The following is an 18164-nucleotide window of genomic DNA, read 5'->3' on the forward strand; positions in this document are numbered from 1 at the left end:
TAGAACGCGAATGCGATCTACTCTTTGTTATATACAAATTGTGGGGCGGTATGTTCTTGAGCTTGCTCTGTAATCGTTACAGCATAATCACTTCTTGCATGTCCATTTTGTTCTATAAATGTTTCTAAACCACCCATTCCACGGTTATATGCAGTTAACGTTTTATCCCAGTCTTCATAATAATCGTATAGGAAATCCAAATATTCAACTGAAAGCTGAATCGCATAGAAAGGATCAAACAACAACTCTTGTCGATAGTCTACCCCAGCCATGTCGGCAATCCAGGGTGCCGTATTCGTCATAAATTGCGCCATTCCATATGCTTGACCATACTTTGTTTGCGGTCCAACAGCATCTGTATCAAATGATGGCCCGCTTTCTAATTTTAGAAGTTCATATACAAGAAACGGGTCCATGTCTCTTTGTGAAGTCAAGTGCCCTAAATACATGCCCCATTCTTGTTTAAAGTGACCTTCACTATCTTCATAAAGCGTTTCTGCCAATACCATTGAATCGGACCAAACGGCGTGCTCTTCTTCAAAATCAAACGAGTCTGTCGTCATTGGTGATTGTAATAATTGATCTTTCATTGATCCATACAGTTGTTCCATTTGCTCCTCTTGTAAAGCAAGTTCTTCTTGCATTTCACGGTAATTCTGTATAAATATAAACACTATAATAGCAGGAACAATTATCCCTATAGCAAGTAAAAGTTTTTTATAATAAGTCAACTTGATTCCTCCAATCCGCTACTCGAAGTAGCATAATTGAAAGGGATAGAGAAAGCAAGCAACACAATCGGTAAATACCATGTCCTTAAAGCAAAAGTTCATCTCACCACTAGATTTTCTTTGCTTTACTGACAAATGCTCATCAAAACTCGGTCTTTCACCATCAAATGCGTAAGACCGGACTTGTATCACCTTTTAAATGATTGGAACAAACGGTAAATCATAGAATGATTAAACTAATAATGGTAAAACCATCTCGACTTTTGTTCCTATATTTGTTTCGCTTGTAATGGTAAATCGACCTCCATGATCTTCAATGATTTTCTTACAGAGCGGAATGCCAACACCCGTACCTTTTTCTTTTGTAGTAAAAAATGGGTTCCCTAATTGAGATAACACTTCATCTGGCATCCCTTTGCCATTGTCTATCATTTCTATATATACAAATTCCCCAATTTCCTTGCTTCTCACCTGTAAGAAACGGTAGGAAGCATTTCCATCATAAGCTTCAATTGCATTTCTTAACAAATTCAGCATTACTTGCTTAAACATTGATTCATTTACGTAACAGACTGAGTAGGATAAGTCCATTTCCACTTTTAATTCCACACTGTGAAGCAAACATTCAGCGCGCATTAATTCTGCTAGTGAACGGATTAAATTGGTAGGCGATTGCCACTTCTTATTGTTTTTCTTCCGCGATACAGATAAGAAATCTTCGATTATGATGTTCATACGATTCAGTTCAGAAATGATTGTGTTGTAATATTTTTGAAAATCACATGTTAAATGAGAAAGCTGCAAAAACCCTTTTATGACGGACAAAGGATTTCTTAATTCATGAGCGACACTTGCGGCAATATGTGAAACGGCCTGCATTTGGTGCTGAAACGTTAATAGTTCTTCAAATTTTTGTTGCATTGATAAATCTTCTAAAAGTACATAATATGTTTTTTCTCCTGAACTAACCTCCGGAAACACATTAACGTTAACAACTTCTTCATCATGTTCAAAGACATTTTTTATAATTTGTTCATACTTTACGCTTAGTTTAAGCTGTCGATGAATAAAATTCATTAAACGGGCAGAAGCACCTAATTCAATTAACGTGTATTCATCTAAATCTTCATCTTTTAAACCTGTAAGTTGAACAAATGTATTACTCCAATGAAGTTGTCTCAATGATTGATCTACTTTTAAATAAGGTAAGTTCAACTCTTTAATTAACATAAACATCGATTGATTTGATTTATTTATATCGGAGCCATCTACTGGCTTTGACTGATGTAACATTTGAATGCTCCCTTTAGGGGCTATAATTTGACTATTGCTCTGGTCACCCATATGCTGGCCCCTCTCTTTTCAATAATCATTTGTAGTCATAGACGCTATTTTTTTCCTTTATGACTTATTCGTGAAAAGAGTCTTTTCTCCTTTTTTTGTTCTTAGTTTTATTTTGCAAACATATAGTCAGAGTGACTTTCTTTTAAAGGCGGTGACATCATGAATTTCATCATGCAGCAACTTATTAACAAAAAGATTAATTCGATTGACGAAGAAGAGTTCTTGCAACTCGCAAAGAAACAAGGCTACTCGATTACAAGTGAACAAGCGACAGCGATCCTCCGTATCGTTCATGCTCAAAAAATAGACATTGGAAATAAAGCTCAAGTTGAGCATATTATTCAACGGCTAAGACATGAAACGGATCCTTATATATCCCAAATTGTAGAAGAACTTTTTCAACAATTCCACCATCTTTTAGACTAAAGTGAGAAACGAAGTGGTCATCACGCTCGACATTTACCCTAAATGATAAACAGGTCTAACCTTACTAAAAAGAGGACTACATTCTGTGTGAAACAGAACGTAGTCCTCTTGGATTTCTTGCACTTACTTTTCAATGGGTTCGGTTAGCTCCCGTCGCAATAATGCAATTTCATGTTTATACGGAGGTTTCTTATCTTTCTTATCCAGTCCGATAAAAGGTGTTTCTAAAATTTTTGGAACTTGCATGAGTTGTTTATGATGCACAATATAATCCAATGCTTTTAAACCGATATATCCATGACCAATATTCTCATGTCGATCCTTTTTCGCATGACGCTCATTTTTTGAATCGTTAATATGCAAAACTTTTAATCGGTCAATTCCAATTATCCGATCAAACTCTTCTAAAACTCCATCAAAATCATCAACAATATCGTAGCCAGCATCGTGGGTATGACACGTATCAAAACAAACAGATAGACGCTCATTTTGTTCGACTCCATCAATGATCTGCGCTATTTCTTCGAACGTACGTCCACACTCAGAACCTTTACCCGCCATTGTTTCCAGTGCGATTTGAACATCCCTTTTTTCCGTTAACACTTCATTTAAACCTTCAATGATTTTTTTAATTCCAGCTTCCGGTCCCGCACCTACATGCGCACCGGGATGTAGGACAATTTGTTTTGCACCAAGTGCTTCTGTCCGCTCAATTTCAGATTGAAGAAAATCAACACCTAAGCGAAATGTTTCTGGTTTTTGCGTATTTGCTATATTAATGATATAAGGTGCATGAACAACAATATCCGCTATACCATTTTTCTCCATATGCGCTTTTCCTTCAGGAATATTCAAGTCTTCAATTGCTTTGCGGCGTGTGTTCTGTGGCGCACCTGTATAAATCATAAATGTATTTGCGCCATACGCGGCAGCTTCCTCACTTGATTGCAACAACATTTTCTTGCCGCTCATAGATACATGCGATCCAAGTCGTAACGTCACTCTACTTACCCCCAATTACTTGCTATTTCGTGAACGAACCCGCGATTCTTTTTTTTGTCTTTTTTCATTTGCCGTACGGGCCTTCCGCTTATACGCAGGCTTTACTTTTTTCGGTTTTGCTTTTGCTTTACCGCCTGTTCTTGCATCTGTTTGTTTTTCCTTAGGTTTATCTGTCTTATCTTTTTGTTGTTCTGGTTTGTGTTTCATTCTTTTAGCTCCTACAGGTGCTTTAACTTCAACCCAATCTCCTTGTTTCCATTCCACAAAAGTAAACTTAATTCCCCGTTTTACCAACTTTGCGCATGCCGCCTCATCCTCTGACTCATATAGCGAGATCGCAATTCCATCAGCTCCAGCCCGGGCAGTTCGTCCAACTCGGTGAATATAAAAATCAAGGTCACTTGGAAATTCAAAGTTAATAATGTGGGTAACACCTTTAATATCTATTCCTCGAGCTGCTAAATCAGTTGCGACTAAATATTGAATGGATAAGTCTTCAACTCGTTTCATAACCTTCTTACGCTCTCGAGGAGGCAAGCCTCCGTGAAGTCTATCCACCAGTAATCCTTCTTCTGCTAGAGCATTTGCGATAAGATCAGCTTGTTCTTTTGTATTTGCAAAAACAATTGCCAAATATGGTGTTAAACCACTAATTGTTTCTTTTAATACACTAATCTTATCTCTGTGACGAACAGGCACTAAACGGTGATCTACACGTTCAGCTGCTTGGGTTTCTGGTGTAACATGCACATGACGTGGATTATTCATATATTTTTTTAAGAACGGTTGTAATTTCTCTGGTACAGTTGCTGAAAAAACAAGCATTTGCAGTTTTTCTGCCATACTCGAAGCGAGACGGTCTACATCTTCAATAAAACCCATATCAAGCATTTGATCTGCTTCATCAACAACTAAAGTTGTCGCAGTATGCGCGAGTAACGCACGATTCGCAATTAAATCATTCATTCGACCAGGAGTTCCGACAATAACATGTGGCTGATTGGAAGAAAGTTTTTGAATTTGTTTCGCTCGATCAGTGCCCCCTACAAAAAGCTGGGCCTCTACTTCTCCTTCATACGGAGCTATTAATTTTTTGAGTTCATTGAAAAGTTGACTACACAGTTCACGTGTTGGCGCTGTAATAATCGCCTGAACTTGTTTTTGTTCAACATCAATGCTTTCCACAATTGGCAACAAAAATGCAAATGTTTTACCAGTCCCTGTTTGAGATTGTCCAATAACATCCTTTTTATTTAAAATCGCGGGAATTAATCGCTCTTGAATTTCTGTCGGATGCGTCACTCCTGCATCAACTAATCCTTTTTGTAAACGCTCTGTAATACCTAACCTGCTAAAATTATCTGCCTTCATTTCATTTCCTACTTTCCGATTCCTTATGCAATACTTCATTTTAACATAAGCTGACGCCCTTCGTCTATCTTATCCACAATCACAGAAACGCTTTTTTTGCATAGATTGCCTATATAAACGAAGCAATGCGAGGAGGTTACTCAATGCAACCTTATTTAGGACCGCCAGCAAGTCCCATTCCTATGCAACCTTTTGTCGCTGGGGGAAGTCGATTTTTAGGTCCTACCACAGGCATGTTGCAAACAGGTGCTCATATGAGTGGCATGTTCCCACAACAGACGGCTTCAATTGCTACTAGCCGTACTGGTGGTGGTGTACTATCAAAGCTATTAGGAGCTGGACGGTTTGGAGCGGGTGCTCTTGGAGGTGGAAGCGGAGTTAACTTTGCCACCATATTAACGAACACCCAACGAGTTATGGGCATTACACAGCAAGTTGCTCCGATGATTCAACAGTATGGTCCTTTCATTAAGAGTGTGCCTACACTTTGGAAAATGATGCGCTCAATGTCTTCTTCCTCTGGTGTTACAAAAGAAGAACATATAAGTAAACAAGCAAGCAGCATTCCAATAACGAATGAAGAAACGCAATCGTCGTCTCCAAAACAATTAGCTACCAAATTACAAGCTCCAGTTTCAGATACAAATAAGAAAATTGTCTCTAGACCATACAAAAGAACAACAACAGAAAATGACGTCCCCCAGCCAAAACTTTATGTATAAAATTGTTTTTTGTTGTTGACAAGCTTCTATACGCAGTAGTATAATTTGAAATTTGCCTTCAAATGTGTTATACTTGCTTTTATCACTTGATTGGAGGAATGTCCATGTTTAAAGTTGGAGACAACGTTGTTTACCCGTATCATGGTGCTGGAACGATTCAGGATATAGAAGAAAAGAATGTGTTAGGTGAAACACATTCCTATTTCATTCTACATTTTCCATTAGTAGATATTAAGCTCATGTTGCCAGAAACGAAAATTGAGCAATCAGGGCTTAGAAAGGTCATTTCCTCCTCTGAAATTGACAGTGTGGCTGTAGCACTTCAGACCGGACCCGACACCCCGCCTTCAACTAGCCAATTTTCACGAGATACGGAAAATTTATTGAAAAGCGGGAGCATTATTGATGCTGCATATTTAGTATCTTCCCTATCAAAAAAACAGGCTGAGCGTTCAAATGGTCTCCACATACAAGATCGGCACCATTTACAAAAAGCAAGACAAATGCTTGCAAGTGAACTTGTGGTTGTTCAAGACTACTCTGAAGAACAAGCTTATGAATTTATTGATACGAATTTGCTTGAAGCTGCGAATTAATAACGCGTCTTGATTGTCAGCACTGCCAATCTCCTTTACAATAGAATATGAAGTAATTAAACAGGACTTTCAGCTAAATAGACGGAAGTCCGTTTTTTTTATAGGAGGCCATTTAACTATGGATGTATTGAAGATTTCTCCAAGAGGCTATTGTTATGGTGTGGTAGATGCGATGGTAATGGCAAGACAGGCAGCGCAAAATTTAGACCTACCTAGACCACTTTATATACTTGGTCAAATCGTGCACAATCAGCACGTGACCGATGCTTTTGAAGAGGATGGCATTATTTCACTAGACGGACCGAACCGTTTAGAAATATTAAAAGAAGTCACTCACGGCACTGTTATTTTCACTGCTCATGGTGTTTCTCCAGAAGTCCGCCGCCTTGCTAAGGAAAAAGGACTTACTTGTATTGATGCAACTTGTCCAGATGTGACTCGCACACATGACCTCATTCGAGAAAAAGCATCAGAAGGACATCAATTCATATATGTAGGGAAACAAGGTCACCCCGAACCAGAAGGTGCAATGGGTGTCGCACCAGATGCTGTACATTTAGTTGAAACGATTGAAGATCTTGAATCACTTAAACTAGATGACCGTAATATTATTATTACAAACCAAACAACAATGAGCCAATGGGATGTTTCCGACATTATGAAACGGGCAATGGAATTATATCCAAATGCTGAAGTCCACAATGAGATCTGCCTTGCAACACAAGTGCGTCAAGAAGCAGTTGCAGAACAAGCATCTGAATGCGATGTTGTTATTGTTGTGGGAGATCCTAAGAGTAATAACTCGAATCGTTTGGCTCAAGTATCACAGCAAATTGCTGGAACACCAGCATATCGAATCGGAGATTTATCAGAACTTAATCTCGAATGGATTAAAGGCGCAACAAAAGTAGGTGTTACATCAGGCGCTTCTACACCTACGCCGATTACGAAAGAAGTCATTACCTTTATTCAAAATTACACACCTGAAAACGATGAAACTTGGGACACAACGAAAAAAGTTCCTATCGATAAGATTCTTCCTAAAGTTCGTGTAAAAAAATAACATAAAAAAATCAGTGTGCTTAAGCACACTGATTTTTTTCACATAAATTTAAATGGCTCAGTACTAGGTACAGAAGCAAAAACTGAAATATCATAGCCTTCTTTTTCCAGAAGCTTACTCATTTTAGCAGTCAATCCCTCTTTCATTATTGATTCAATATGGTGACCGGCGTCAATAACAAACATACCTTCCATTAATGCATCTTGTGCAACATGATAATACAAGTCCCCAGTAATTAACACATCAGCGCCTGTCCGCTTAGCATGTAGTACATATTTATTTCCATCGCCTCCAAGAATAGCCGCTTTCTTTATAGGCGCATTTAAATCACCAACTACACGAACATGTTCAATATTTAATGCTTGTTTGACAAATTCTACATACGTACGCAAAGTATGTCCAGCAGGCACCTTACCTATTCGTCCGAGGCCCATTTTTCCATAAGGCTCATCAAGGGGGTATAGATCATAAACAGGCTCTTCGTATGGATGGGCTTTTACTAACGCCGCAACAACTCGTCGACTTAGTCGTGAAGGAATAATCGTCTCAATGCGCACTTCATCCACATACTCTTGTCTGCCTACTTTTCCAATATGGGGATTCGCATCTTTTTCAGGATAAAAAGATCCCGTCCCCTCTGATGAAAATGAGCAGTGGCTATACGAGCCAATAAAACCAGCTCCTGCATCACCTAATGCAGCACGAACCTTACTTGCCACTTCTACAGGCACAAACACAACAATTTTTTGCATTGCTTCTTTATATGTTTCAACGAGAACTTCTGGCGATTCAATTTCTAGTTTTTCAGCTAATAAATCATTTACTCCACCACTTGCAACATCAAGGTTTGTATGTGCCGCGTAAATCGTAATGTTGTGTTCAATTGCTTTTTTTATGATTCGCCCGATTGTCGTATCAAGATCAATTTGCTTAAGTGGTCGAAATAAAAGCGGATGATGTGCTAGAATGAAATCAACGTTTTTTTCAATTGCTTCATCCATTGTGTCTTCTAATACATCAAGAGCAATCATCACATTTGTAATTTTTTTATTTAATGTACCGATCATTAATCCATTTTTATCGCCTTCCATAGCAAATTGTTTTGGAGCAAACTGTTCGAAGAGTTGAACGAACTGTTGGGCGTGGATAGAGTCTTTTTTCATTACAGAACCTCCTCTACCATTTTTATTTTTTCTATCATCTCGTTGCGCTTAGCGACTGTTTCATTTGATTGTTTTCCCTTTTCAAGCTCTTTCAACACTTGTTTCCAAGCATCTACTTCTCTTTGCCATTTCTTTTTAAATGGGACAGGTCGTCTTTTACTTAAAAACGGACCTAACAACAACTCTATTTCTGTATAATGCCTTTTCTCTTTCGATGGCTCTGCAACAAGGATTTCATATATTTTTCCATCTTCTTCAAGAATATCTTCGTTAACTAAATAATACTTGTTGTGTATGAGCCACTTTCTGATTGAATGAGCTGCAATATTTGGTTGCAGAACAAGCCTTTGCACTCCAGCAAGCCTATTTTTCCCGTCTTCAAGAATGCTTGCAATGAGTGGTCCACCCATACCTGCTATAGCGATTGCTTCCACTTTATCTTTGGATTCAATGACTGAAAGCCCACTTCCTTTTCTTACTTCAATCCTCTCACTAAGTCCAGAACGACTCACTTGTTTTTTTGCAGCTTGAAAAGGTCCTTCATTAATTTCTCCGGCAATTGCTTGGATCGATTCAGTTCGCAAGCTTAAAAAACATGGTAAGTAAGCATGATCTGAACCAATATCAGCTATTTTGCTGTACGAATCTAAATAAGCTGCCACGCGCTCTAGCCGCATGGACAGCTGCTTCTCATTCATCTATACAAATTCTCCTTTCAAATAGAAAAAAGCAAGGGTTGCCCCCCGCTCTTTTATTCAGTTAAAGATAGTAAATATTCAGCGATCGCATCAATTTCCTCTGGCTCAAAATTTCCTGAAAAAGAAGGCATTCCTTCTCCTTGTCCATTGGATACAACATTCACAATTTCATCATGCGATAAATCTAAATTATTAATTGCTGGAGCTGATGCAGTACCAGATAAATCGTTTGCGTGACAACTAAGGCAAGAACTTTCTACAAGGCCTTGTCCATATTCAACTGGATCATCAATTACAATTGGCTCGTCACCTTCCTCGTCCATATTGGCACGCTGTTGTAGACCAATCGTTGAAAACGCAACCATTAATAAGATACCTAGGAAGGCAATTATCGCAAACGGGATTAACGGACGTCCTTTCATATCGGTGCTCTCCTTTCTTGTTCGATCTAGCCATTACTATGTAAAAAAGCACGAATCTCTTATAGTTTACTGTAAATGTGCTTTTATGAAAAGGCTTCAGCTTATTTTTCCTACAAAATGAGCATTTAAACTCCAAAAAAGATTTTTAAGAAAATTCGAAACAACAATTTGCATTCCGCTTTAATACAAAGTAAAATAGATAGTAAGAAACTTAAATCCGCTTAACCCATAACTTTCATGAGCCAAGCGGATTCAAAAACTTGTTTAATCGAGAAAATCTTTTAGACGTTTGCTACGACTTGGATGACGCAATTTACGGAGCGCTTTTGCCTCTATTTGACGAATTCGCTCTCGCGTAACACCAAATACTTTCCCTACTTCTTCAAGAGTGCGTGTTCGCCCATCATCGAGGCCAAAACGCAAGCGTAATACATTTTCTTCACGGTCAGTTAACGTGTCCAATACATCTTCAAGCTGTTCTTTTAATAACTCGTATGCAGCTGCATCTGACGGCGCAAGCGCTTCTTGATCTTCAATGAAATCTCCTAAATGCGAGTCATCTTCTTCACCAATTGGCGTTTCAAGTGAAACAGGCTCTTGCGCGATTTTTAAAATCTCACGAACCTTGTCCGGTGTTAAATCCATTTCTTTACCAACTTCTTCAGGTGTCGGTTCCCGGCCGTAGTCTTGCAGCAACTGACGCTGTACACGAATTAATTTATTAATTGTTTCGACCATGTGAACGGGTATTCTGATCGTTCTTGCTTGGTCAGCGATCGCACGAGTAATGGCTTGACGAATCCACCATGTGGCGTACGTGCTAAATTTAAATCCTTTATCGTAATCGAACTTTTCAACGGCTTTAATAAGACCCATATTTCCTTCTTGAATTAAATCAAGAAAAAGCATACCACGGCCAACATAACGTTTGGCAATCGAAACAACAAGTCTTAAATTCGCTTCAGCTAAGCGCTTTTTCGCTTCTTCGTCACCTTGTTCAATCCGTTTTGCTAGCTCAACTTCTTCTTCAGCTGATAAAAGTGGGACTCTACCGATTTCTTTTAAATACATACGGACTGGATCATTTATTTTAATTCCTGGAGGGACGCTTAGATCGTTTAAATCAAATTCTTCTTCATTCTTTTCTACTTGCTGCATGGATGGAACTTCGTCATCAGTTTCATTCAAAAGCTCAACACCTTGTTCACCTAGGTATTCATAAAACTCATCCATTTGATCGGCATCTTGTTCGAACGCAGCCATTTTCTCTGTAATTTCGGCATACGTAAGCGTTCCACGCTTTTTCCCGAGCTCCACCAATTGTTCTTTTACTTGATCGATGGTAATGTCACCTTCAGTTACAGGACGTAACGGTTTATCCGCCATTCGATCCCCTCCTTCCAATATTAACCATACATTACTTACCTTGCAGTTCTTTCTTTAAGCGTATGAGCTCCATTTGTTGTTTTGCTGCTAAAACTGGATCTTGCTCTAATCGCGCAGCTTGCTGTTGCTCTTTTATGCGTACCCATTTTGGGTATTGTTCAATCCGCTTAATATAATCATCTAGTTCTTCTTCCGTACACTCTTCCTTAACCGGCAACATTACTAAGTAAGCTGCAAGTTTAGCTAACTTTTGATCTTCCAAGCTTTCGACGAATTGCTGCATCCCCGCATCTGCGTCTCGTGAGACAAAAGAAAGCAAGTATGCATATAACGCTTGATGTTCATCGACATTAAAACCATCCTCAAGCTTCTCTGAAATCCGCCAAACCATTTCTTCATCTTGCAACATATACGCAAGCAAGATTCGCTCTGCTTTTATATGAGCTGGCGCTGGACGTGCTTGGTTAAAACGTTGCGACGGCTGCCTAGGCGTTGAGGTGGAGGAATCACGCTTTGGATTTACATCAACATGCTTCTGCTTTTCTTGTTGATTTTTCCGCTCCAGTTCCTGTTGAAGGACATCCATCGGTAATTGAAACTCTTCAGATAGTCGACGCAAGTAATAATCTCGTTCAACCGATTGATCTACACCGGCTAAGAACTGAATCATTTCCTCGATATAACGGAGTCGTTCTCCTTCATTTTGCATATTCTTACCTTGTTTGGCATCATACATCCGAAAAGCGATAACGGACAATAGCTCATTATTAAGCAACTGCCGAAACGCTTCTTCTCCAAATTCCTTAATATAGTCATCTGGATCATAACCATCAGGTAATACGCATACTTGAACTTGACATCCCGCTTCTTGTAAAACCGGTATCGCTTTTTTAATTGCTTCTCGTCCGGCATTATCTCCATCAAAACAAAGAATTGCTTCTTCTGCATTTCGTCGAAGCAACTTCGCATGGTCGACACTTAACGCCGTCCCTAACGTAGCAACTGAATTTGTGATGCCCGTTTGCCAAGCAGCCATAACATCAAAAGCACCTTCAAATAAATACACTTTATTTTGCTTACGGATGCTCGGTCTTGCTTCATACATGTGAAATAGTGTTTTTGCCTTTTGAAAAATTGGCGTTTCAGGGCTATTTAGATATTTGGGCTGCCCTTCACCAATTTGTCGGCCTCCAAATGCAACAACACTGCCTTGACTGTCTGTAATTGGAACGATTAAGCGGCTACGAAAGAGGTCATAGTACCCTTCCGACTTTCTTTTTGCAACGAGTCCGCCCGCCTCCATAACCGATAAATCAAAGCCTTTATTTTTTAACACATGCGCGAGTGTTTCCCACTCATTAAGCGCATATCCAATTCGAAAATAATCTAATTGTTCCTGCGTGAAGTTCCGTTCTTCAGCATATACACGCCCAGGCGCGCCCTCTTCTGTAAGTAAGAGGATGCTGTGATAGGTGGAAGCGGCTAACTCATGTCCCTCTTTCATTTCTCGAACATGATTGTCTTCAGTTGAGCGGCTCGCATCGACTTGTTGTGTCTCCAAGTGGATCTTTGCTCGTTCAGCTAAGTGATAGACTGTTTTGGAAAACGTCCAACCTTCTAATTCTTGCAGGAACGTAAATACGTTACCGCCTGCACCACAGCCAAAACAGTGATAGACTTGTTTATCCTCCGACACAGAAAACGAAGGCGTTTTTTCATCATGGAAAGGACAAAGTCCACCATATTGCCTTCCCTGCTTCTTTAACTGTACGTATTCTCCGATCACTTCAACAATGTCGCTTGCTTCTCTTACTTCAATGAGTTTGTCATCTGGTATTTTAACACTCACTTTTTGTGATCACCACAATTCTCTCACTCAAAATGATTCCCTTTTTGCGAGTATTCTCTCAAACGTCTCATTAAACATCGCCCGATCAGCTTCAGTAAATTTCTTTGGTCCTTTTGTTTTTTTTCCTGCTCGTCTCGCTTTTTGTGAGAGGTAGCGCGAATCAAGCATAGACGCCATCTCTTCTTCCTTATAGAGATGTCCACGTGGTGAAAGAACGATCACGCCTTTAGCAACAAGCAAAGAAGCTAGTGCATGATCTTGCGTCACACAAATGTCCCCACCTTTTGTTACCTGCAGCAAATATAAGTCCGCTGCTTCTTTGTCTGTATCAACGATTGCCGTTTTTACATCATCAGGCAGAGCCATACTATGTGCATAAGAAAAAACAAAGACCATTTGTTTTTTATGAAGCCGCGAAAGATTCATTACTTCCTCCTTCACCGGACAAGAATCAGCATCGACGTATACAATCCTATTCGCTGAGTTTGTCATACTACTATCATTCAACATTTCGAAGTCGTTCTCCTTCTTACATTGGCGAAAAAAACAAGAACCTGTCGAAAATAACTTCATTTCGTTCCTTCAGTTCTATCATTGCCAAAAAAACAAGAAAAAGTCTTGACTTTTTAAATTTATTTGTTCTCAACGTATTTTATACATAAAAAAGCAAACAAAATGAGTCAAGAATCCCCAATGGACTATTATACTTGATGTTTTGCTATTTGAACAGTAAACAGTTTCCAAATCATTCGTTAACTTCTTTGAAACATACTTGAAATCAGATTAGCGGTTTCTTCAACAGCTTTATTTGAAACATCAATAACCGGACAATTAACTCGATCCATTACTTTTTTAGCATAAGCCAACTCTTCTTTAATCCGATTAATGTTCGCATAATTTGCTTCTGATTTTAATCCAAGTGCTTTTAATCGTTCCGTCCGAATGCTATTTAGCTTTTCTGGACTTATTTTTAACCCAATACATTTCTTAGCAGCAACTTTAAATAGCTCTTCTGGAGGTTCAACCTCTGGAACAAGAGGTACATTCGCAACTTTTAGACGTTTATGAGCTAAATATTGAGACAAAGGTGTTTTTGATGTACGAGATACACCGATCAACACAATATCAGCTAGAATGATTCCTCGTGGGTCTCTGCCATCATCGTATTTAACGGCAAATTCAATCGCTTCTACTTTACGAAAGTATTCTTCATCAAGCCGATAAATTAAACCAGGCTCGTACCGCGGCTGTTCATTTGTTAATTGATTAATCTTTCCTAGCACAGGTCCAATGATGTCTACAGTCTCAACGTTAGCTGCTTTTGCACTCGCAAGAAGAAACTCTTTAACCTCGGGAACAACCAATGTAAAAGCAATTAATGCTTTTGCCTTTTGAGCAATTTCTACAACTTCTTGGATTGTTCCTTTATCTTCTACATATGGAATGCGCCGTAGTTCAACATTAGAGCCATTAAACTGACTAACAGCAGCTTTCACCACCAGTTCTGCTGTTTCCCCAACAGAATCTGAAACAATGTAGACGATTAATCGTTCTGATTGATTTGTCATGAACAATCCCCCATTCCCCTAACTAAATCAACTAGTTTCATTTGTAGCCAGATCTACTAGCAGTGATGTCATATTTGTTTTCGTAATCCGCCCAATAACTTCATATCCAGAACCCACCTCAACCTTTTTTACAATCGGCAGGCCATCGATTTGTCTAGAAATAAGCTTTTGAGCTACTTCAATAACAGAGTCATCCTTTTCACACATCGTAATGTTAGGCATTCGTGTCATAATAACGCTAACTGGAATTGTCTCAATTGCTTGTCCACCCATACTTGCCCGAAGCAAGTCTTTTCTTGAAGCAACTCCAACTAATGTTGAATCGCCGTCTACGATAAACAGTGTACCGCAATCTTCTAAGAACATCGTACAAATCGCCTCATATACCGAAGTCGATTGCTCAATTAGTACCGGTCTAGATTGGTAATGGTGAACTTTAATCTTTTGAATTTCATCAGAGAGATCACGTGTATCAGTTTTTCCTGTGAAAAAATAGCCCACACGAGGTCGAGCGTCCAAAAATCCGGCCATTGTTAAAATAGCCAGATCCGGACGCAAGGTCGCTCTCGTTAACGACAGACGTTCAGCAATATGCTCGCCTGTAATTGGACCGTTTTCTTTCACGATATCTATTATTCGATGCTGTCTTTTTGAAAGTTCGATTGGACTCACCTCTCTTAAACCAGGACCATGCTCTTATGCCGCAAAAATAATTTGCTGAAAGTCTGCATAAGAGTGAATCGATGCTGCTAACCTCTTTAACAAGGCAAGACGATTTGTGCGTACAGCATCGTTATCAGTCATGACCATCGTATGTTCAAAAAACTCGTTAATAGTTGAACGGCATTCAGCAAGCGCATGAAATGCAGCGTATGCATCATTTTCTTCCCAAGCTTGCACAAGGTTAGACTCCACTCTAATCGTTGAAGACAATAGCGATGATTCTTTTTCATTCTCAAAAAATTCTTCTGAAACAGAAACATCTTGGTCTGCTTTTCTAGCCAAATTGGTTACTCTGCTCAACGCCTCAATTGTTTCTTTGAATCCTGACTGAACAACTTCTTCTGATAACACTTTGGCCTTTGAAAATACTGTGTAGACATCAACAAGAGGGGCAGCAAGCACCGCATCAACCAAGTCATAGCGGTATCCTTGTTCAACCATTAAATATTTCAGTCGGCTAATAAAGAAACGATTAAGTTCTTCCCTAGTAGTTTCGACATCTGTTGACATAAACCCTTTTTTTTGTACTTGCTCCAGAGCAAAATTCACCAATTTCGTTATCGTAATAGAGATATTTTTATCCAGTAATGTTTGTACAATTCCAGTCGCTTGACGTCGAAGTGCATACGGATCTTGTGAACCTGTAGGAATTAAACCAATCGCAAAACAAGAGACAATCGTATCTAACTTATCTGCAATAGAAAGAATCGCACCTGTATCTGATGAAGGAGTATGATCACCAGCAAAACGAGGTAAATATTGTTCAAAGATAGCAAGAGCTGTTTCTGATGATTCACCAGCCTTGCTTGCATAGTCTTGACCCATTTGCCCTTGCAATTCTGGGAATTCTCCCACCATATGCGTAACCAGATCAAACTTCGCAAAGGTAGCTGCTCGATTTAAACTTTCTTTCCTTTCATTTGTAAGACCAACTTCATTAGCAAGCCATAGAGATAACTCTTTCGTACGCTCCACTTTTTCTCCAGTTGTTCCGATGGCCTCATGGAAAACAATTTTATCTAATTTCTTATTTAGATCTTCAATTGAACGTTTTTGGTCTTCATGATAAAAGAAGGCTGCATCTGCGAGACGCGCACGTAGTACTTTTTCATTACCTCGTGCAACATTCTCTAACTCGTTAGAATTCCCGTTTCTTACTGTGATAAAAAAAGGTTGAAGTGTGCCTTCAGTTGTTTCAACAGGAAAGTATCGTTGATGTTCACGCATAGTTGTAATTAATACTTCCTTCGGCAAATCCAAGTAGACCTCTTCAAAAGTACCATACAACGCTGTTGGGTATTCAACCAGATTTGTTACTTCGTTAAGCAACGCCTCATCGACCGGTATGAGCCAGTCTTGCTTCTTTTCAATTTCTTTCAACTGCGCTACTATTGTAGCTTTGCGTTTTTCGGAATCCGCTATGACAAACTCAGCTTTTAATGATTCTTCATAATTCATAGGATTTGTAAGCTCAATTTCATTACCTAAGAATCGATGTCCCCTTGTTTGACGACCTGTCTCTATATCCGTAATAGTGAAAGGTATAACCTCTTCGCCATATAAAGCAACTAACCAACGAATCGGACGAGCAAAACGCATATCATACGTATTCCAGCGCATGTTCTTCGCAAACGTCAGACCAGTAATTAACTCTTTAAATTCCACTAATAATTCAGCTGTATCTAGTCCCTGTTTAAATGTTTTTGCAAACACATAGTCAGTGCCATTTATTTCTTTAAAGATAAGTTTTTCAGGATCTACACCTTGACCTCTAGCAAACCCAAGTGCTGCTTTTGTCCATTCACCATTATCATCAAGGGCTATTTTTTTTGCTGGCCCTCTCGCTTCTCCACTCACATCTGGTTGTCTATCTACTAGACCTTCTACTAGTAAGGCAAGCCTTCTTGGTGTGGCAAACGCACGAATCGTTTTATATGTTAATTCTTTCTCTTTTAGCCATGCTTCTGTTTTCTCGGTAAATTGATTAATTGCGGAGTTAACAAATCTCGCCGGCAGCTCTTCTAATCCAATTTCAATTAAAAACGGCTTAGTTGTTGTCATCGGAAGACCCTCCCTTTTTTAACATTGGAAATCCGAGCGCTTCCCGCGCTTCATAGTAGTGACGTGCTGCTTTTCGAGCAAGTGTACGCACTCGACCAATATATCCTGTGCGTTCCGTAACAGAAATCGCACCTCGTGCATCAAGTAAATTAAACGTATGAGAACATTTTAGAATATAATCATAGGCAGGAAAAACTAGATTTTTTTCAAGTGCTCGACCAGCTTCCTTCTCGTATGTTGCAAATAAAGAAAACAACATATCTGTATCCGATACTTCAAACGTGTAAGTTGAGTGTTCATATTCGGGTTGCAAGAATATATCCCCATAGCTAAAACCTTCGACCCACTCCAGCTCAAAAACGTTTTCTTTGTCTTGAATATATGTCGCGAGGCGTTCCAGCCCATATGTGATTTCAGCAGAAACTGGGTTGGCCTCCATGCCGCCAACTTGTTGGAAATATGTAAATTGCGTAATTTCCATCCCATCAAGCCACACTTCCCAACCTAACCCTGCACAACCAAGTGTTGGATTTTCCCAGTTATCTTCTACAAATCGTATATCATGCTTTAAAGGATCAATGCCCAAGGCCCGCAAACTATCTAAGTATAGTTCTTGAATATTAATTGGAGAAGGTTTCATGATAACCTGAAATTGATGGTGTTGATATAAACGATTTGGGTTTTCTCCATAACGACCATCTGCTGGTCTACGAGACGGTTCCACATACGCAACATTCCATGGCTCTGGACCAATTGTACGGAGTAACGTATGTGGACTCATCGTTCCCGCACCTTTCTCAGTATCGTACGCATTTAAAATGATACAGTTCTGCTTTGCCCAAAAAGATTGTAAGGTTAATATCATTGTTTGTACATTCATCTTCTTAAATTTCCTCCTTATAGCGCAAAAGACAAAAAACTCTCGTCCCTACGCCTCAATTGGCGTAGGGACGAGAGTAACCCGCGGTTCCACCCTACTTATTAAACACATGCGTGTTTAATCGCTTTTTTCCGAATATGCTCAAGAATTGCCTCCACC

Annotated in this window: 18 protein-coding genes; 4 read left to right on the forward strand and 14 right to left on the reverse strand. The window is 39.3% G+C overall.

Features of this window, described 5'->3' with window-relative positions; translation table 11 throughout:
* Positions 1 to 17: 17 nt before the first annotated feature.
* Positions 18 to 731, reverse strand: a complete 714-nt coding sequence (locus BK584_RS03820) for a transglycosylase SLT domain-containing protein (RefSeq protein ID WP_245808799.1) — start codon at positions 729 to 731, stop codon at positions 18 to 20.
* Between the two features lie 231 nt (positions 732 to 962).
* On the reverse strand, positions 963 to 2075 hold the full coding sequence (locus BK584_RS03825) for a two-component system sensor histidine kinase NtrB (RefSeq protein WP_078391367.1): 1113 nt from the start codon (positions 2073 to 2075) through the stop codon (positions 963 to 965).
* 159 nt (positions 2076 to 2234) lie between these two features.
* On the opposite strand from BK584_RS03825, the gene BK584_RS03830 reads away from it, so the two are divergent.
* Positions 2235 to 2501, forward strand: a complete 267-nt coding sequence (locus BK584_RS03830; protein WP_078391368.1) for a DUF2624 family protein — start codon at positions 2235 to 2237, stop codon at positions 2499 to 2501.
* Between the two features lie 123 nt (positions 2502 to 2624).
* On the opposite strand, the gene BK584_RS03835 is transcribed toward BK584_RS03830, so the two are convergent.
* Together BK584_RS03835 and BK584_RS03840 are read right to left on the reverse strand one after the other, a co-directional pair.
* On the reverse strand, positions 2625 to 3503 hold the full coding sequence (locus BK584_RS03835; protein ID WP_078391369.1) for a deoxyribonuclease IV: 879 nt from the start codon (positions 3501 to 3503) through the stop codon (positions 2625 to 2627).
* A 15-nt stretch (positions 3504 to 3518) separates the two neighbouring features.
* The gene (locus tag BK584_RS03840; protein ID WP_078391370.1) at positions 3519 to 4874 is read right to left on the reverse strand and encodes a DEAD/DEAH box helicase; all 1356 of its coding nucleotides are present in this window, start codon (positions 4872 to 4874) and stop codon (positions 3519 to 3521) included.
* Between the two features lie 143 nt (positions 4875 to 5017).
* On the opposite strand from BK584_RS03840, the gene vrrA reads away from it, so the two are divergent.
* The 3 genes from vrrA (at position 5018) to BK584_RS03855 (ending at position 7255) form a co-directional block, all read left to right on the forward strand.
* Complete coding sequence (vrrA, locus tag BK584_RS03845; RefSeq protein ID WP_169871054.1) at positions 5018 to 5596, forward strand: VrrA/YqfQ family protein; 579 nt, start codon at positions 5018 to 5020, stop codon at positions 5594 to 5596.
* Between the two features lie 104 nt (positions 5597 to 5700).
* Complete coding sequence (locus BK584_RS03850; protein ID WP_078391372.1) at positions 5701 to 6192, forward strand: CarD family transcriptional regulator; 492 nt, start codon at positions 5701 to 5703, stop codon at positions 6190 to 6192.
* 118 nt (positions 6193 to 6310) lie between these two features.
* Positions 6311 to 7255 (forward strand): 4-hydroxy-3-methylbut-2-enyl diphosphate reductase, encoded by a 945-nt coding sequence (locus BK584_RS03855; RefSeq protein ID WP_078391373.1) that lies wholly within the window; start codon positions 6311 to 6313, stop codon positions 7253 to 7255.
* 38 nt (positions 7256 to 7293) lie between these two features.
* Here the strand turns inward: BK584_RS03855 and BK584_RS03860 are convergent, their stop codons facing one another.
* The 10 genes from BK584_RS03860 to glyQ all read right to left on the reverse strand — a co-directional run bounded on the left by BK584_RS03860 (position 7294) and on the right by glyQ (position 18005).
* Positions 7294 to 8418, reverse strand: coding sequence for a Nif3-like dinuclear metal center hexameric protein (locus tag BK584_RS03860; RefSeq protein ID WP_078391374.1), 1125 nt, complete (start codon positions 8416 to 8418; stop codon positions 7294 to 7296).
* Positions 8418 to 9116: a tRNA (adenine(22)-N(1))-methyltransferase gene (locus BK584_RS03865; protein ID WP_078391375.1), complete on the reverse strand. Its 699-nt coding sequence runs from the start codon at positions 9114 to 9116 to the stop codon at positions 8418 to 8420. The genes BK584_RS03860 and BK584_RS03865 overlap by 1 nt, the downstream gene beginning before the upstream one ends.
* 53 nt (positions 9117 to 9169) lie before the next feature.
* A complete protein-coding gene (locus BK584_RS03870; protein ID WP_078391376.1) occupies positions 9170 to 9538 on the reverse strand; it encodes a c-type cytochrome in 369 nt (122 codons plus the stop codon).
* Between the two features lie 264 nt (positions 9539 to 9802).
* Entirely contained in the window at positions 9803 to 10924 is a 1122-nt protein-coding gene (rpoD, locus tag BK584_RS03875) for an RNA polymerase sigma factor RpoD (RefSeq protein WP_054710351.1), read from the reverse strand.
* 31 nt (positions 10925 to 10955) lie between these two features.
* Positions 10956 to 12773: a DNA primase gene (gene dnaG, locus BK584_RS03880; RefSeq protein ID WP_078391377.1), complete on the reverse strand. Its 1818-nt coding sequence runs from the start codon at positions 12771 to 12773 to the stop codon at positions 10956 to 10958.
* Between the two features lie 27 nt (positions 12774 to 12800).
* Positions 12801 to 13283, reverse strand: coding sequence for a DUF188 domain-containing protein (locus tag BK584_RS03885; protein ID WP_139365606.1), 483 nt, complete (start codon positions 13281 to 13283; stop codon positions 12801 to 12803).
* 242 nt (positions 13284 to 13525) lie between these two features.
* Positions 13526 to 14341, reverse strand: a complete 816-nt coding sequence (locus BK584_RS03890) for a pyruvate, water dikinase regulatory protein (RefSeq protein WP_078391378.1) — start codon at positions 14339 to 14341, stop codon at positions 13526 to 13528.
* A gap of 27 nt (positions 14342 to 14368) precedes the next feature.
* Complete coding sequence (gene ccpN, locus BK584_RS03895; RefSeq protein WP_078391379.1) at positions 14369 to 15013, reverse strand: transcriptional regulator CcpN; 645 nt, start codon at positions 15011 to 15013, stop codon at positions 14369 to 14371.
* A gap of 24 nt (positions 15014 to 15037) precedes the next feature.
* On the reverse strand, positions 15038 to 17125 hold the full coding sequence (gene glyS / locus BK584_RS03900) for a glycine--tRNA ligase subunit beta (RefSeq protein WP_078391380.1): 2088 nt from the start codon (positions 17123 to 17125) through the stop codon (positions 15038 to 15040).
* A complete protein-coding gene (glyQ, locus tag BK584_RS03905) occupies positions 17112 to 18005 on the reverse strand; it encodes a glycine--tRNA ligase subunit alpha (protein WP_078391381.1) in 894 nt (297 codons plus the stop codon). Before glyQ ends, glyS begins: the two co-directional genes overlap by 14 nt.
* Positions 18006 to 18164: the final 159 nt, after the last annotated feature.

Origin of the sequence: Shouchella patagoniensis (assembly GCF_002019705.1) — a bacterium.
In the GTDB taxonomy this organism is placed as follows: Bacteria; Bacillota; Bacilli; order Bacillales; family Bacillaceae_D; genus Shouchella; species Shouchella patagoniensis.

Bases quoted from the DNA above. Each gene is read 5' to 3' on its own strand.
- BK584_RS03825 (WP_078391367.1), bottom strand. From the start codon at position 2,075: ATGGGTGACCAGAGCAATAGTCAAATTATAGCCCCTAAAGGGAGCATT.
- BK584_RS03830 (WP_078391368.1), top strand. From the start codon at position 2,235: ATGAATTTCATCATGCAGCAACTTATTAACAAAAAGATTAATTCGATT.
- BK584_RS03840 (WP_078391370.1), bottom strand. From the start codon at position 4,874: ATGAAGGCAGATAATTTTAGCAGGTTAGGTATTACAGAGCGTTTACAA.
- vrrA (WP_169871054.1), top strand. From the start codon at position 5,018: ATGCAACCTTATTTAGGACCGCCAGCAAGTCCCATTCCTATGCAACCT.
- BK584_RS03850 (WP_078391372.1), top strand. From the start codon at position 5,701: ATGTTTAAAGTTGGAGACAACGTTGTTTACCCGTATCATGGTGCTGGA.
- BK584_RS03855 (WP_078391373.1), top strand. From the start codon at position 6,311: ATGGATGTATTGAAGATTTCTCCAAGAGGCTATTGTTATGGTGTGGTA.
- BK584_RS03860 (WP_078391374.1), bottom strand. From the start codon at position 8,418: ATGAAAAAAGACTCTATCCACGCCCAACAGTTCGTTCAACTCTTCGAA.
- BK584_RS03865 (WP_078391375.1), bottom strand. From the start codon at position 9,116: ATGAATGAGAAGCAGCTGTCCATGCGGCTAGAGCGCGTGGCAGCTTAT.
- BK584_RS03870 (WP_078391376.1), bottom strand. From the start codon at position 9,538: ATGAAAGGACGTCCGTTAATCCCGTTTGCGATAATTGCCTTCCTAGGT.
- rpoD (WP_054710351.1), bottom strand. From the start codon at position 10,924: ATGGCGGATAAACCGTTACGTCCTGTAACTGAAGGTGACATTACCATC.
- BK584_RS03885 (WP_139365606.1), bottom strand. From the start codon at position 13,283: ATGTTGAATGATAGTAGTATGACAAACTCAGCGAATAGGATTGTATAC.
- BK584_RS03890 (WP_078391378.1), bottom strand. From the start codon at position 14,341: ATGACAAATCAATCAGAACGATTAATCGTCTACATTGTTTCAGATTCT.
- glyS (WP_078391380.1), bottom strand. From the start codon at position 17,125: ATGACAACAACTAAGCCGTTTTTAATTGAAATTGGATTAGAAGAGCTG.
- glyQ (WP_078391381.1), bottom strand. From the start codon at position 18,005: ATGAATGTACAAACAATGATATTAACCTTACAATCTTTTTGGGCAAAG.